The sequence below is a fragment of the Rahnella sp. GSA61A genome (assembly GCF_019969905.1).
Taxonomy (GTDB): Bacteria; Pseudomonadota; Gammaproteobacteria; order Enterobacterales; family Enterobacteriaceae; genus Rahnella; species Rahnella aceris.
Map to the genome: position 1 here is coordinate 35325 of NZ_JAHXYO010000017.1, position 16176 is coordinate 51500.

Annotated in this window: 15 protein-coding genes and 1 pseudogene; 14 read left to right on the top strand and 2 right to left on the bottom strand. The window is 50.6% G+C overall.

Features of this window, described 5'->3' with window-relative positions:
* Positions 1-225: 225 nt before the first annotated feature.
* Positions 226-1485 (top strand): hypothetical protein, encoded by a 1260-nt coding sequence (locus LC431_RS19320; protein ID WP_153376568.1) that lies wholly within the window; start codon positions 226-228, stop codon positions 1483-1485.
* 531 nt (positions 1486-2016) lie between these two features.
* Here the strand turns inward: LC431_RS19320 and LC431_RS19325 are convergent.
* A complete protein-coding gene (locus LC431_RS19325) occupies positions 2017-2454 on the bottom strand; it encodes an N-acetyltransferase (protein WP_223510179.1) in 438 nt (145 codons plus the stop codon).
* 131 nt (positions 2455-2585) lie between these two features.
* Between LC431_RS19325 and LC431_RS19330 the strand changes: the two are divergent.
* The 8 genes and pseudogenes from LC431_RS19330 to LC431_RS19365 form a co-directional block, all read left to right on the top strand.
* A pseudogene (locus LC431_RS19330) lies at positions 2586-2796 on the top strand (GNAT family N-acetyltransferase); the annotation flags it as partial.
* A gap of 313 nt (positions 2797-3109) precedes the next feature.
* A complete protein-coding gene (gene dgoR / locus LC431_RS19335) occupies positions 3110-3808 on the top strand; it encodes a D-galactonate utilization transcriptional regulator DgoR (protein ID WP_013575998.1) in 699 nt (232 codons plus the stop codon).
* A complete protein-coding gene (locus tag LC431_RS19340) occupies positions 3805-4701 on the top strand; it encodes a 2-dehydro-3-deoxygalactonokinase (RefSeq protein ID WP_013575997.1) in 897 nt (298 codons plus the stop codon). The genes dgoR and LC431_RS19340 overlap by 4 nt, the downstream gene beginning before the upstream one ends.
* Positions 4685-5302, top strand: coding sequence for a 2-dehydro-3-deoxy-6-phosphogalactonate aldolase (locus LC431_RS19345; protein WP_223510180.1), 618 nt, complete (start codon positions 4685-4687; stop codon positions 5300-5302). Before LC431_RS19340 ends, LC431_RS19345 begins: the two co-directional genes overlap by 17 nt.
* Complete coding sequence (dgoD, locus tag LC431_RS19350; RefSeq protein WP_015690092.1) at positions 5299-6447, top strand: galactonate dehydratase; 1149 nt, start codon at positions 5299-5301, stop codon at positions 6445-6447. Before LC431_RS19345 ends, dgoD begins: the two co-directional genes overlap by 4 nt.
* Positions 6448-6609: 162 nt before the next feature.
* Positions 6610-7926, top strand: a complete 1317-nt coding sequence (locus tag LC431_RS19355) for an MFS transporter (protein ID WP_223510181.1) — start codon at positions 6610-6612, stop codon at positions 7924-7926.
* Between the two features lie 9 nt (positions 7927-7935).
* Positions 7936-8886: a 2-hydroxyacid dehydrogenase gene (locus LC431_RS19360; protein ID WP_121019198.1), complete on the top strand. Its 951-nt coding sequence runs from the start codon at positions 7936-7938 to the stop codon at positions 8884-8886.
* 262 nt (positions 8887-9148) lie between these two features.
* Complete coding sequence (locus tag LC431_RS19365) at positions 9149-9415, top strand: PTS transporter subunit EIIB (protein WP_013575992.1); 267 nt, start codon at positions 9149-9151, stop codon at positions 9413-9415.
* On the opposite strand, the gene LC431_RS19370 is transcribed toward LC431_RS19365, so the two are convergent.
* Entirely contained in the window at positions 9416-10351 is a 936-nt protein-coding gene (locus tag LC431_RS19370; protein WP_013575991.1) for a LysR family transcriptional regulator, read from the bottom strand.
* Positions 10352-10473: 122 nt separating this feature from the next.
* Between LC431_RS19370 and LC431_RS19375 the strand changes: the two genes are divergently transcribed.
* From LC431_RS19375 to LC431_RS19395, 5 genes are all read left to right on the top strand, one after another.
* Positions 10474-11739 (top strand): ABC transporter substrate-binding protein, encoded by a 1266-nt coding sequence (locus LC431_RS19375; RefSeq protein WP_119261760.1) that lies wholly within the window; start codon positions 10474-10476, stop codon positions 11737-11739.
* Between the two features lie 36 nt (positions 11740-11775).
* Positions 11776-12756, top strand: coding sequence for a carbohydrate ABC transporter permease (locus tag LC431_RS19380; RefSeq protein ID WP_037034551.1), 981 nt, complete (start codon positions 11776-11778; stop codon positions 12754-12756).
* Between the two features lie 2 nt (positions 12757-12758).
* On the top strand, positions 12759-13604 hold the full coding sequence (locus tag LC431_RS19385) for a carbohydrate ABC transporter permease (protein WP_112198474.1): 846 nt from the start codon (positions 12759-12761) through the stop codon (positions 13602-13604).
* A 35-nt stretch (positions 13605-13639) separates the two neighbouring features.
* Positions 13640-15001, top strand: coding sequence for an alpha-glucosidase (locus tag LC431_RS19390; RefSeq protein ID WP_112198473.1), 1362 nt, complete (start codon positions 13640-13642; stop codon positions 14999-15001).
* Positions 15002-15063: 62 nt separating this feature from the next.
* Positions 15064-16173 carry an ABC transporter ATP-binding protein gene (locus LC431_RS19395; RefSeq protein ID WP_037034544.1) on the top strand — a complete coding sequence of 370 codons (1110 nt, stop codon included), beginning with the start codon at positions 15064-15066 and terminating at the stop codon, positions 16171-16173.
* The last annotated feature ends 3 nt before the right edge of the window (positions 16174-16176 follow it).

The window sequence follows — 16176 nt, forward strand, 5'->3', positions numbered from 1 at the left end:
TACGATTAGATAGGGAATAATATGGTCAAGATATCATCTATTTTAGTGCTGATTAAGCACTAATTTATTATTGTCGCACGACTGATAATTAAGCAGTCTTGTTTTTTATTTCTTTGAATTTCCGGCTAGAATAGTTCATAGCAATACTTTGTGACGCGTATTACAATGCTATAAATCTCGAGGTGATACTATTAAGCCGCTGATACATTAATCTTTAGGAGAAATATGAACAAGGAAATCAACACCTTAAAGTTATTAAATGAAATAGGAAACGCTCCATCATTTAGTGACGCGATTGACCAGTATGAGTATTTTAAGAATGATTTAGGTGAGTGGAGGCTTATTTATTCCAACGAGTCTTCTGATGGACCATTTTATCTACCTAAAAAAGAGTTATCACCGAAATGTTACCTCTTAACGCCATTTAAAGGAAGTTCACTATATGTCATAGATAAAGAAGTGATTGAAATTAAGGGATTAACAAAACATTTCATCTCGACAGCAATATATGTTGACAGTAATACTGCCAGCTATATTCGTTCATTTGCCTATGAAGACCAACCGTCAGATAGAGTTTTTCAGGTTTGTCGTTCTGTATCTGAAAATATGTTGCAAGATGATGTTAATAATTTAAATATGGCATTGTATCTATCTGAGATAGAAAATAACCTGAAAGAAACTGACCTTAAAAAGGTTAGAGAAACAGTATCTGCCTTAAAATCGATTTCCATGATGAACTCTCCCTTTAATGATTCGTGGAGAGAGTCGTTTCTAAAAAAATATAAGACAATATCTGAAAGGGATGCCGATGAACTTCTCTTTGACTACTATAACAAAGATGGACGCCCGTTTGGTCAGTTTTCGGCGATAGTAGACCTAATGGAGCTGTTATTGCTAAAAACGAAAATAATTGAATACAGTTCAAAACGGTCCTCTGAAAATAAGTTGTTGAATCTTTTATCTGTGATTGACAAGGAAATCAACATTTTAATGCCAAAAGAAATGGCGGTTTGTGTTGATATTCTCTTCTACAAAAACACGCTACAAATAACCAGGAAACTGAATGGTCTAACAAATACATCTGAACCACTTCAGTTGATTAGAAATTGTGCTATGGATTTATTTATAGTTAGAATGTTAGATTTACTGACTAATACCATTAATGATGGAAACAATACACAGTTTCACCTTGCACAAATATTAACTTGTGATGTTGATGTTTGGGATATATTGAACCTCACTGGGCTCAATGCGATTGCGGTTCATCGAGAGTCATGTAAGTCACTTCCAGTTTATAGTAGTGATTTCACGGAATGGATATTTGATACACTTGGAGATAAAAAGCTAGATAGCATATCAAGAATGTTTACTCCTCAAGGCATTGTCGAAAGAAAAAAAAGGCATTCTCACAATGAGATAAAAAATAACTTACTTAGATCCCGTCAAGAGTTAGTTGAACTATTGAGAAGCAAAAGAAAAACATGACGCTATTTAACTCTGAGTAACCACATTTCAGTCAAATGCGCATGAGTTATTTATGGCTAATCTCGACACTCTGAAATCGGAAGATAACGGGGCGCACAAGCTTCCGTTCCTCGCTCACAGCACACCTTCAGCGTCACGTGTTTGTCTGCTGCGTGCCGCAAGCGGACGTTCAACACTTCTGATTATGTGGCCAAAATCGGTGTGCCACTACACACCAGCCCACCAGTGTGGTATGGCTCCCTGCACGAAGAGTTTGTCATTGAAGCACAATATGGCAGATACCTCGTTCATTTCAGTATCCACTGACTACTTTGTCACAAACCAAAGTCAGCAAAGTGAATTGCGACTGTTTCAGTAGCCACTCTTGTGGGAACAAAAGTGCCAACTTCCGCTCCCCACTCACAGCGGACAGTCCGTCTGCGTGGGGCTGCTATGTGACAGAAATGGGCAGAGCGCGAGTAAATACTCATCAACAAGATGATATTGTGTAACTCACCACCCCTGGTTATATTTGCCAAAATTTAAGATGTCCTATAATGATTTTTTCATAAAAATACGGCTTGTTCCTTCCGGTTGACAGTCAATACGCCCGAACTCTTCCCAGCCATACTTTTTATAAAAATCAGGAGCCTGAAAGCTTATTGTATAGAGAAACGCAGCAGAGCAGCCTCTTTTTCGCCCTTCATCTTCAAAGCGATGAAGGATGTCTGAACCTATCCCCATTTTTCGCAACTCGGGTGGAAGATAAAAAAGATCTATAAACATGAGTCCCAGCGATGACCGCCCTTGCATTCCGCCAAGTACCTTACCCGTGCGGGTTGATCTGACCAATACAGGCAGTGGCTTACGATCGTTTATACCCGTCATAAGATCGTTAAATTCATTGAGCCCTTCTTCAATTAGCAGCAATTGCGCTGCATCTGAATCTTCACATACCTCAAGACTGATTTCTTCCGCTAAGCTGACCATTCCCTATGCCCTTTCAAAAGTGACAGACCCAATGCCTGAGTAGCCAGTGAGGTTAGCGCGGACAACCTGGATTTACCAGTTGCCCGCCTTTTCAGAATGCATAAACGCCTGCCAGATAATATGTGGTCTTAATGATTTTAACTACCACACCGCGACTCATTATTCGCGCATTCAAACAGAAAGACGCATCGGCACTTTTCGATTACCTGTCTTCACCCCGCACACCTTGTTTTCAGGACGAGAAACTCAATTCACTGGAAGATTGAGGTTGACAGGAGAGCCCGTGATACCAGCCAGTTCGCTGTATGCCTAAAAGAGACTGATGGCATCATCCAGCATGTTTAATTCAATTCGACGCATTTCTCTCAGCCCATCTGGCCAGCGAACTCAGGCCAGAAAGGGATAAAAGATTCTCATCTTGTTGGATTTTCGCCAAACGAAAACGATCTTCGTGCTAACCCCTGCTGTTCAGCAAAATCGCAAGGTATCGACCGTTTTGTGATCTACATTGCAGTACATGATTAATACTTTGTACTACAATTTTCATCAAGGTTAAGAACAATAATTGTGAATTGTGCGGTGATCTTGCGACGCATAGGCTCGATACAGGTAAAGTACCCGGCAACTTTTCCTTTTAGTCTTTTGTGGAGCATCTATGAGTAGCCAGGAGTTGAGCAAAACCGATCGCATTATTCTCGAGATAGGGCAGCAAATCGTCAGTGGCAAATATGCCCCGGGGTCTGCGCTGCCAGCGGAAACGGAGTTGTGCGAAGAGTTCCAGACGTCACGGAACATCATTCGTGAAGTGCTTCGCTCGTTGATGTCGAAGCGGCTGGTGGAGATAAAGCGTTATCGCGGTGCTTTTGTGGCTTTACGCAACCAGTGGAATTATCTGGATACCGATGTTTTGCAGTGGTCGTTGGCGAATGATTATGACCCGCGGCTGATCCCGGCGATGAGCGAGGTGCGTAATCTGGTTGAACCGGTCATTGCCCGCTGGGCTGCGGAAAGGGCGACCTCCAGCGAATTAGCGGTTATTGAAAAAGCGCTTAACGATATGATCGCCGATCACCAAAATCGTGACGCCTTCAATGAGGCTGATATCCGTTTTCACGAAGCGGTACTGGCGTCGGTGCATAACCCGGTGCTGCAACAACTCAGTGTGGCGATAAGTTCCTTACAGCGTGCCGTATTTGAACGGACCTATATGGCCGATGAAGCCAACATGCCGCGCACATTGAAGGAGCATCAGGATCTGTACGATGCGATACGGCATCAGAACGCAGATGCAGCAGAACAGGCGGCACTGACAATGATCGCCAGCTCGACCAAAAGGCTGAAGGATATTACATGAGAGAAAGTTATATCGCCATTGACTGGGGTTCGACCAACTTGCGCGCCTGGCTCTACCTGAACGGTGAATGTACCGATCACCTGGAGTCAGAAGCGGGGGTTACCCGGCTCAATGGCCGTACTCCTGAACAGGTTTTCCGCGACACACTTTTACCCTGGCAAGCTCATCAGGTACCGGTTCTGATGGCGGGAATGGTTGGCAGCAACGCAGGATGGATGACGGTACCGTATCTGCCTTGCCCGACGCGGCTGACTGATTTCTCCAGACAGTTAACGCGGGTGGAGCAGGCCACACCGTTCAACGCGTGGATTATTCCCGGTCTGAGTGTGGTCAGCGAGGGTAATTGCAATGTCATTCGCGGTGAAGAAACACAGTTAATCGGTGCTTATACAGAATGTCCGGCTTCGCTTTATCTGATGCCGGGAACGCACAGTAAATGGGTCCAGATGGACGGTAGCGAGATTGTTGATTTCCGTACTGTCATGACCGGCGAACTCCACCATTTGCTGATACACCATTCGCTGATTGGTATCGGGCTGACCGGGCAACAGGCAAATCCGGCGGTATTCCAGCAGGGGCTGGAGAGTGGTTTCAAAGAAACCAACATTATTCGCAGTCTTTTTGAGACCCGCGCGGCGCATGTGTTAGGGCAATTAGATAAAAGCGCCGTCAGTGAATGGCTGTCGGGGTTGTTGATCGGCAATGAAGTGTCGCAAATGCAGCGGCAATACGGCATCACTGGCGATCAGCCCATTACCTTAATTGGGAGTCCCAAACTGACCGCACGTTACCAGCAGGCATTGAAGTTTGCCGGACTGACCTGGCAAACGCTGGAAGGCGATCGCGCTTTCCAGGCAGGTATAAGGAGTATTATCAATGAGTTGGAATACTGAACTTCCGTTAATCGCCATTCTGCGCGGTATCACGCCACAAGACGTTCAGGCGCATGTGACAGCATTGCTGGAGGCAGGTTTTGATGCCGTGGAGATCCCACTCAACTCGCCTGACTGGCAGCGCAGCATCAGTGAAACGGTGAAAGAGTTCGGGCATCGGGCGCTGATTGGTGCCGGGACGGTTTTACAATCTGCGCAAGTTGATGAACTGAATGCGATGGGCAGCCGTCTGGTGGTCACCCCTAATATTCAGCCGGAAGTGATTCGCCGGGCTGTGGGGTATGGCATGACCGTCTGCTCTGGTTGCGCGACCGCGACGGAAGCCTTCAATGCGCTGGATGCGGGCGCTCAGGCGCTGAAAATCTTCCCTTCCAACGCCTTTGGACCGGATTACATCAAAGCGTTGAAAGCGGTGCTACCGCCAGAAATTCCGGTCTTTGCCGTGGGGGGTATCACTCCTGAAAATTTACATCTCTATCTTAATGCCGGTTGTATCGGTGCAGGGTTGGGAAGTGATCTCTACCGTGCCGGACAGTCTGTTGAACGTACGACACAACAAGCTAACGCCTTTGTTAAAGCTTATAAGGAATCAACCCGATGAAAGTGACCAAACTAACCACCTACCGGCTGCCGCCGCGCTGGATGTTCCTGAAAATAGAAACTGATGAAGGCATTGTCGGTTGGGGAGAGCCGGTTGTTGAAGGCCGTGCCCGCAGTGTGGAGGCTGCCGTGCATGAGCTGTCTGAATATGTGATCGGACAGGATCCGGCGCGCATCAATGACATTTGGCAGACCCTCTATCGCGGTGGATTTTATCGCGGTGGTCCGATTCTGATGAGCGCGATTTCCGGCATCGATCAGGCACTGTGGGACATTAAGGGCAAAGCCCTGGGCGTTCCTGTTTATCAACTGCTCGGTGGTCTGGTTCGCGATAAGATTAAAGCCTACAGTTGGGTTGGCGGCGACCGCCCGGCAGATGTGATTGAAGGCATTAAAAAGTTGAAAGGCATTGGTTTTGATACCTTTAAACTCAATGGCTGCGAAGAAATGGGCATGATAGACAATTCACGTAAAGTTGACGATGCCGTCGCCGTCGTGGCGCAAATACGTGAAGCATTCGGTAACAGCATTGAGTTCGGACTCGACTTCCATGGCCGCGTCAATGCACCTATGGCGAAGATTCTGATCAAAGAGCTCGAACCTTACCGTCCGCTATTTATCGAAGAACCGGTACTGGCCGAACAGGCAGAATACTATCCTCGTCTGGCTGCTCAGACACATATTCCCATTGCAGCCGGTGAACGCATGTTCTCGCGCTTTGAGTTCAAACGTGTATTGGCCGACGGTGGTTTAGCCATTATCCAGCCGGATTTGTCGCACGCGGGTGGGATCACGGAATGCTTCAAAATTGCGGCGATGGCAGAGTCTTACGATATTTCGCTGGCACCGCATTGTCCGTTGGGGCCGATCGCACTGGCTTCTTGCCTGCATCTGGATTTTGTGGCGCGTAATGCGGTATTCCAGGAGCAGAGTATGGGTATCCATTATAATAAGGGAGCCGAATTATTGGATTATGTCATTAATAAAGAAGACTTTACCATGACGGATGGTTATTTCTATCCGCTGAATAAACCCGGACTGGGCGTTGAAATTAATGAGGAGTTGGTGATTGAGCGCAGTAAGAATGCCCCTGACTGGCGCAATCCAATTTGGCGTTATGAAGATGGTGCTGTCGCCGAATGGTAACCTGCTCTATATATTTTAAGTCACAGAAGTATCAGGTAAAACTATATCAATAAAGCAATTAATAATAATATCGATATATCCGTATTTGTTTTTCAATCCACATTAGGTGGAATGGCCATCTTATGCCCTGACACCAGGGACAGACTCATTAAGGTGATAATAATGAACATCGATCTGTGCTCTACAACACTAAAAAAATTAAACGCAAAAATAATACCTTTTATTATTATTTGCTACTTTGTTGCCAATCTGGATAAAACCAATATATCCGTTGCGGCACTGCAAATGAATGCCGATTTGGGCCTGTCTGCCAGTATGTATGGCCTGGGTGTCGGTATGTTCTATATCTCCTACATCATTTTTGAAATACCCAGTAACGTCATTATGACGCGGGTTGGTGCACGCATCTGGATTGCGCGCATCATGATTACCTGGGGGATTATCAGCGCCGGGATGTCACTGGTCCATACGCCGACACAACTGTACGTGATGCGCTTTTTGTTGGGTATGGCAGAAGCCGGGTTTACACCGGGGATTATCTACTATATCTCCTGCTGGTTTCCCAAGAGCAACCGCGCACGTGCCATGTCGTTCTTCTATATGGGATCGGTGCTGGCGTCAGTGATTGGATTACCGATTTCCGGCAGTATTCTCAATATGCACGGCATTGCTGATATCGCGGGCTGGCGCTGGCTGTTTGCGATGGAAGGCATCCCGGCCATCATTCTCGGCTGTCTGGTACTGTTACGTCTGCCGGATACGCCAAATCATGCCACCTGGTTGAGTGCGGACGAGAAAAAATGGCTGAACACCCGGTTACAACAAGAGAATGGTGACGTAGAAGTAGGGAAACATCATTCATGGGCCAGTGCGCTCAGGAATAAAGTGGTATTGATGTTGAGTCTGGTGTGGTTCCTGCAAGCATTTTGCTCAATTGGTATTACACTCTTCCTGCCGCTCATTATTAAAAGTGTGGCTACAGAACAGAGTAATTTCGTTATTAGCGTTTTGTCGGCCATTCCTTTTGCCTTTGCCGCGATATTTATGTACGTGAATGGACGCCATTCGGATCTCACCAAAGAGCGTTCGCTGCATCTGGGGGTGCCGTTAATTATTTCCGGCTTACTGCTGGCTGCCTCGATATATACCAGTAACCTCTTTATTGCCTATATTATGCTGGTATTGACCGTCGGCTTTAACTTCGCGCTGACCCCGATATTCTGGGCGGTAACGACCGAAAAATTAGCAGGTGTTGCTGCAGCGGCGTCTATTGCTTTTATTAATGCCATTGCCAACTTTGCCGGTCTGGGATTGCCGCCATTGCTGGGAAAAATAAAGGATGTCACCGGCAGTTTCCATTATGGCTTATTGATCATTGCTACGGCACTGGTTATCGGCGGCATCGTCGGTATCTATGTCGGCCGTCCGGCTAAAGTAATAGCGACAAAATCGTCAGCCTCATCATTATCGCAACACTAAGGTCTTGTTATGAAGAATATCGCGGTTAAACAGAAAATATTGAAGCAGGCATCGCTGCCAGATCAGTTGAATGCACAACTGAACGCGCTATACGATGTGTATGAATACAACGACATGGCCGCCGGGGAGTTTGACCGGTTAGCCGCCGAGTTTCGTGTAGTACTCACTAACGGCGAAGCCGTGGTCAGTCGCGAATTTATGGGACGGCTACCTAACCTTGAACTCATCAGCGACTTTGGTGTTGGCTATGACGGTATTGATGTTGCCGCAGCAAGAGAACGTGAGATCGCTGTGACCCATACCCCCGGGGTATTGACGGATGACGTCGCCGACCTGGCCATGGGGTTGATACTGGCAACGTCACGCCAGATCCCCGCAGCACAACGCTTTATCGAACAGGGAGCATGGCAGAAGGGCGGTTATCCCTGGACCCGTAAAGTCTCAGGGGCGCGGTTAGGCATTATTGGCATGGGGCGTATTGGGCGTGCTATCGCCAAACGCGCTGCGGCATTTAATATGTCGATCGCCTATACGGATCGCGCTGCACTTGCCGACACGGATTACACCTTCCATGCAACTTTGCTATCGCTGGCCGGGGCGAGTGATTTTCTGGTGGTCTGTACCAACGGAGGTGCCGAAACCCGCGGCCTCGTTAACCGCGATGTATTGAATGCTCTGGGCGCGGAAGGCATTCTGATCAATATTTCCCGTGGTTCGGTAGTCGATGAGCGGGCGCTGACTGAAGCCATCGAAGAGGGGACACTCGGGGGAGCCGGTCTTGATGTTTTCACCGACGAACCGCACGTTCCGCACGCATTGTTACACCGGGAAAATGTGGTGGTCACACCGCATATGGCCAGTGCTACCTGGGCGACGCGCAAAGAGATGTCGCGTCTGGTGCTGGAAAATGTCAACGCCTATTTTGCCGGCGAGCCGTTGGTAACACCTGTTCCGCAGTAAGCGAGTGAAAACGTATTCTGCATGTAAATCAAAGCGCGGCGTTACGTCGCGCTTATTGATTGTCAGCGTTAAACCCCCATCCGGGAGGGGATGATTGTCCCGGAGCGGAGGGAAAACTGGAAATGTCTGAGGTATTCAATGGCAGAGACCCTGCCGTAAAGATATAGACAACGTCTATATCGCTTGCGAATAAATCGATTTCACTTTGTTGAACGTCAGACTTATGCTGCTGCGGAAACATTAAGGGCTATCAGGAGAGAATATGGAAACCCAACAACTGGCAGCGTTAGTTGTTCACTCAATTGGCGGCGCGGATAACCTCACTAAAATGACCTACTGTGCCAGTAGGATCCGGATGCAGGTGCGCGATGCTTCCCTGCTCGACAGGCAGGCATTAGAAGCACCGGAGGCCATTCGGGCTGTACTTGAAGTAGAAACACCACAATGCGACACGGAGTATCATCTGGTGGTCGGACCGGGCAATACCCGGTCGCTGTATCAGGCGCTGACGGCGTTAACTCAAAAATAGTCAGACCAGCAGGTGGCTGACCCGCGCCAGATGCTCTTGCATCAATGCCTGCATCTGCACCACGTGCGCCGCATCCATCTTCTCCCGCATCATATAAAAGCCCACGTTATAGCGCGGGCTTTGTTGCGTGGTTTGCAGCGGTATAATGCCGTAACGCGCAAAGTAGTCCGCCATGCACGTCGGATAACTCAGCATGATGGCGTCGGAATCATTGACCATGTCTATCGCCGCCATCATCGAGTTAGTTGACCAGATCACCCTATCTTCAAGATGCATCTGGTTGCGCGCCAGCCTTTTGGGTTGCATGTCCTCGACCATGTGTTGAAAACGCCCTTCATCCGGCGTCAGTTCAACGCAAGGATAGTCTTGCAGCTGGAAGGGGTCGATGACGTTGTTGCCTAACGGATGCCCGCGTCGGACAAACAGGCTGTCGGTGACGCTGAACAGCGGCACAAAGGTGATGCCTGCCCTGGAATTCAGCCCCTGAATCTCATGCCCGATAAAGAGATCGATATCACCGCCAAGCAGTAAGTCCATCAGTCGCAGGTGATTTCCCTGATCGATATGGATATTTACCGTGGGATGCAGCGTGCGGTAAGTGTTGAAACTGTCGCGTACAAACATGTGCCACCAGGCATGCCCGGTGCCCATCCGCAAACTCTGCACCTGACGCGCTTTGATAAGCGCCAGTTTACTCAGCGTATTTTCATAAATACGCTGCATCATCTGCGCCTGCTCCAGCAAAAGATCGCCGTACTCGGTCGTTTTCACGCCCGTTGAGGTGCGCACAAGCAGTTGCACGCCCAGATTCTCCTCCAGCTTCTTCATATTATGCGTAAGTGTCGGCTGACTAAGGCAAAGTTTGTTTGCTGCATGACTCACATTTTTGAACATCGCCACTTCGATAAACTGCCGCAGAATTTTATCCAAGATCACACATTTCCCAGGTGGTATAGATAATTTGTATACCTTAGCAGTGAAAATCAATTTCCACCAATGTCTCCGCTTCGCTATTTTCCTCCTATGACGGTATTCCCGCCACGACCAGAGAGTAAGCCATGAGACGAGTAATCCCGGGACTGGTTGCAGCCACGCTGACCCTGACATCGAGTCTGGTTCATGCCGACACCCTGCGTATGGAATGTCCGCCTGGCAAGGAAAGTCGTCAGTTCTGTAACGACATTAAACAGCAGTTTGAAGCGCAGACCGGCCACACGCTGGAATTTATCGATCTTCCACCGGCTTCGAATGAAAAATTGTCGTTGTTTCAACAGATATTTGCCGCCAAAGATTCGGGCGCGATCGATCTCTTCCTGGCCGACACCGTCTGGATCGGTGTGCTGGATAAACATCTGCTGGATTTAACAGATAGCGTCAGTGATATCCGCAATGATTTTTTCCCGAACGCGTTCCAAAACGACATCGTTAACGGTCGTGTCAAAGCCATTCCCGCTTACATGGATGCAGGCGCGCTGTTTTATCGCAAAGATTTATTGGCGAAATACGGCCAAAAGCCGCCTGTGACCTGGAGCGAGCTGACGCGTATTGCCACGCTGGTTCAACAAGGTGAGCGTGAAGCGGGACATCAAAACTTCTGGGGGCTGGTGTTTCAGGGCAAAGCCTATGAGGGGCTGACCTGCAATGCGCTGGAGTGGGTGGAGTCGCAGAAGGGCGGCAGTTTTATTGATACTAACGGCAATATCACCATCAACAATCAACGCGCCGCACAGGCGCTGGATATGGCCGCGGCATGGATCGGGAAAATCGTTCCACCGGGAGCATTAGGTTACATGGAAGAGGAGTCCCGTCCGGTCTTCCAGAACGGTGATGCCCTGTTTATGCGCAACTGGCCTTATGCCTACACGCTGGCGCAAGACCGCAGCAGCCCGATCCGTGGCAAAGTCGGCGTCATTCCGTTACCCCGGAGCGAGGACGGCACCTCTGTGAGCACCATGGGCGGCTGGCACTGGGCGATCAGCGCTTACACCAAAAATCCGAAAGCCGCGCTGGCGCTGTTAAAAATTGTCAGCAGTGCCGAATCACAGAAGAAAGGGCTGACGCTGATGGGCAGGGCGCCGTCGCGCACCGCGCTGTATGACGATCCTGACGTCCTGGCGCAGGCACCCTATCTCGCCGAGTTTAAAGAGATCTTCCTGCTGGCCAGGCCTCGCCCTGCATCGCAGACCAAACGCCAGTACGCGCAGGTCTCCAAAGCGATTTATAACGCAACTTACAACGTGCTGCGTGGCGACAGCGACGGGGCGACCGCAGTGGCAGAGTTGCAGCAGCGGCTGGAGAGAATTAAAGCCAGAGGATGGCGCTGAGTTCAGCGTCCCCATTAACGGTCCGGAGTTTGACGCATGAAGCCAGAAACACCCTCACTATCACTTCCTGACGATAACGTTGGCAGCCGCGCGGTGAAGCGCAGCAAGCCCGGTTATCAGCTACGCCGCAGCCGTATCGCCTGGCTGCTGGTGGCGCCATCTCTTCTGTTACTGGCCGCCGTTGCAGGCTGGCCGCTGTTCCGCACACTGTTTTACAGCTTCACCGATGCCATGCTGGATTCGCCCGATGATTACCGTTTTGTCGGCTTCACCAACTACATTGACCTGGCCGACGGTGCCCATTATTACGGCGTCCTGGCCGATCCGCTGTGGTGGAAGGCCGTTGGTAACACGCTGCGTTTCAGTGTGATGTCGGTGTCGCTTGAACTGGTGTTCGGCATGCTGCTTGCCCTGCTGATGAACCAGAAGTTTCGCGGTCAGGGGCTGGTGCGAACCGCCATTCTGGTGCCGTGGGCGATCCCGACGATTGTGTCCGCCAGAATGTGGAGCTGGATGTTCCATGACCAGTATGGGGTGGTGAACAATCTGTTGCTCAGGCTTGGGGTTATTCACTCCCCGCTGGCGTGGGTAGCAGACCCGGGGTTATCCATGTGGGCGGTGGTCATCGTCGATGTCTGGAAAACCACACCGTTTATGGCGCTGATGCTGCTGGCCGCATTGCAGCTGATTCCGCGCGATCTGTATGAAGCGGCGCGGATTGACGGGGCCAATACCTGGCAGCGTTTTCGTCGAATCACACTGCCGTTGATCATGCCGGCAATGATTGTCGCGCTGATTTTCCGCGTCATGGATGCGCTACGGGTGTTTGATCTGATTTATATCCTGACCTCCAACAGTGAAGCCACCGTGTCGGTGTCGGGTTATGCACGAGATTTGCTGGTGAGTTATCAGGAGATGGGATCCGGTTCCGCCGCGTCGGTACTGGTATTCATGATGGTGGCAGGGATTGCAGCCTGCTTCCTGATGCTGGGTCGCCGCCGCAATGGAGAGGAATAATCATGAAAATGAAACGTCAGCAGCAAAAACTCGCACAGCGTTCACTGATTTTTGCAGGATCTGCATTTGCCTGTTTGATCTGCCTGTTCCCGTTCTACTACGCGATTATCACCTCGCTACGTTCGGGGGCAAATCTGTTCACCGTGATCTGGTTGCCCGATGAAATGAACTGGGGGAATTACGTGACCGCGCTGATGGATAACGGCATTGCCCGCAGTCTCTTTAACTCGGCGGTGGTGGCAACGCTCACTGTTGGTCTGTGTCTGCTGGTGTCAATCACGGCTGCTTTTGCGCTGTCGCGCATTCGTTTTAAAGGGCGAAAGTATCTGCTGTTCACCATTCTCTGTGTGTCCATGTTCCCGCAGGTGGCTGTGCTGTCAGGTATGTTTGAGCTGGTGCGGTTTATGGGGTTGTATGACTCGCTTGGCGCGCTGGTCCTGTCCTACACCACCTTTTCATTACCCTTCACAATCTGGGTGCTGACCACCTTTATGAAGGCGATTCCCGTCGAGCTGGAAGAAGCGGCAATCGTCGATGGTGCCAGCACCTGGACCATTATCAGCCGTATCTTTGTGCCCATCATGGGGCCGTCGCTGGTGACGACCGGACTGCTGGCGTTCATCGGCGCCTGGAATGAATTTATGTTTGCCCTGACGTTTGTGATTTCCGGCGACAAGCGAACCGTTCCCGTGGCGATCAGTATGTTGCAAGGATCTTCCCAATTCGAACTTCCATGGGGCGCCATCATGGCTTCCTCAGTCATCGTCACGCTTCCCATTGTAGTGCTGGTGCTTATTTTCCAGCGACGCATTGTCAGTGGATTAACCAACGGCGCAGTCAAAGGCTGATGCCTCAATCAGTATCGTCAGGAGACCCGAATAATATGGCTACAAAAATTGTTTTAGTGGGCGCAGGCAGTGCGCAGTTTGGTTACGGTACGCTGGGTGACATTTTCCAGAGCACCGCGCTGTACGGCAGTGAAATCGTACTCCATGACATCAATCCGGCCTCGCTGGCGGTAACGGAAAAGACGGCCCGTGATTTCCTGGCAAAAGAAGATCTCCCCTTTATCGTCAGTGCGACCACTGACCGTGCCACGGCGTTGCGCGGTGCCGGGTTTGTGATTATCTCGATTGAGGTGGGCGATCGTTTTGCCCTGTGGGATCTTGACTGGCAGATCCCGCAGCAGTATGGCATTCAGCAGGTCTATGGCGAGAACGGCGGCCCGGGGGGATTGTTCCATGCGCTGCGTATTATTCCGCCTATTTTGGACATCTGCGCCGACGTGGCCAACATTTGCCCTGACGCCTGGATATTTAATTATTCCAATCCGATGAGCCGCATTTGTACCACCGTGCATCGTGCCTTCCCTGAGCTGAATTTTGTCGGCATGTGTCACGAAATAGCGTCCCTTGAGCGCTATCTGCCTGAAATGCTGGGAACCTCCTTCGATAATCTGAATCTGCGTTCGGGTGGCCTCAACCACTTCAGCGTGCTGTTAGAAGCCCGGTATAAAGACAGTGGTAAAGACGCGTATGCCGACGTCAGGGCCAAAGCCCCGGACTATTTCGCGACTTTGCCGGGTTACAGCGACATCCTGGCGTATACCCGCTCCCACGGTAAGTGGGTGGAAACCGAAGGCAGCACCGAACGTCATGCGCTCGGCGGCAAAGACAGCTCGTATCCCTGGGCAGACCGTACGTTATTCAAAGAAATCCTTGAGAAGTTCCACCACCTGCCGATCACCGGCGACAGCCATTTTGGCGAATACATCAGCTGGGCGGGCGAGGTCAGCGATCATCGCGGCATTCTCGACTTTTATACTTTCTATCGTAACTACCTCGGTGAGGTGCAGCCGAAGATTGAGCTTAAGTTGAAGGAGCGCGTGGTGCCCGTCATCGAGGGAATTCTGACCGACTCAGGCTATGAGGAGGCCGCCGTCAACATTCCGAACCGCGGATTTATCAAACAACTGCCAGCGTTTATCGCCGTGGAAGTGCCTGCGATTATTGACCGGAAAGGTGTACATGGGATCAAGATCGATGTCCCGGCCGGTATCGGCGGGTTACTCAGTAATCAGGTTGCCATCCACGACCTGACGGCGGAGGCCATCCTTGAAGGGTCCCGCGATCTGGTGATTCAGGCACTGCTGGTTGACCCGGTGAACAACAAATGCCGTGCTATTCCAGAACTGGTGGATGTGATGATTTCTCGTCAGAGCCCATGGCTTAACTATCTGAAATAAAAACAGACTCTATTGATGCCGGGAGCTTCCGGCATAACAACATCATGGATTCGGAGGGGAATATGGCGCAACTGACCTTGGACAAGATTCAAAAACGCTATGGTGCAAAGACAGAGGTCATCAAATCGCTGGATCTGCACATTAAAAGCGGAGAGTTTGTGGTGATCGTCGGGCCTTCCGGCTGCGGCAAGTCAACACTACTGCGGATGATTGCCGGGCTTGAGGAGATAAGTGGCGGGGGCATGTATATCGACGGGAACTATGTGAACGATGACACGCCGGCAGAACGCGGCATTGGCATGGTATTTCAGTCATATGCCCTCTATCCGCACATGAGCGTCTATCAGAACATGGCGTTTGGGCTGGAACTTGCGCGCCATCCGGCATCCGAAATCGACCAGCGCGTGCGTGAGTGCGCACGTATTTTACAGCTCGAACCCCTGCTGGCGCGACGGCCAAAAGACTTGTCCGGCGGCCAGCGCCAGCGTGTAGCGATTGGCCGTGCCATCGTCCGTGAACCCCGCCTGTTCCTGTTCGACGAACCGCTTTCAAACCTCGACGCTTCCCTGCGCGTGCAGATGCGCATGGAGGTGTCGGCCCTGCACAAACGTCTGGGCGTCACCATTATTTATGTCACCCACGATCAGGTCGAGGCGATGACGCTTGCCGACCGTATTGTGGTACTCAATCAGGGCAACATCGAGCAAGTGGGCACGCCGCTGGAGCTGTACGACCAACCTGCCAATGAGTTTGTGGCGCAGTTTATCGGTTCGCCGAAGATGAATCTGCTTCCTGCCACGCTGCGCCAGGCGGGTGAACAACAAAGCGTGGTCGAGCTGGATAACGGCAAGGCGCTGGTTCTGCCTGTTGCCACGCCGGCAGCGGCACAGGGCCGCAGCGTGAACTTGGGTATTCGCCCGGAACATATTCGCAGCGGCAATCGGGAAGAGTGTGAATATCAGGGAGAGGTGATGTTTGTTGAGCAGATGGGCAACGAAACCCTGTTGTATCTGGATAACGGCAATGCCAGTGAACCCTGGGTGGTCCGTCACGCAGAACGTTCAGCCATTCAGGTTGGCGAGATCGTTGGCGTGCGGCTGCCGGTGGAGCGCTGTTACCTGTTCGACAGTCACGGTCGGGCGTTCCATCGCCATCTGACCATGAATCATTAATTC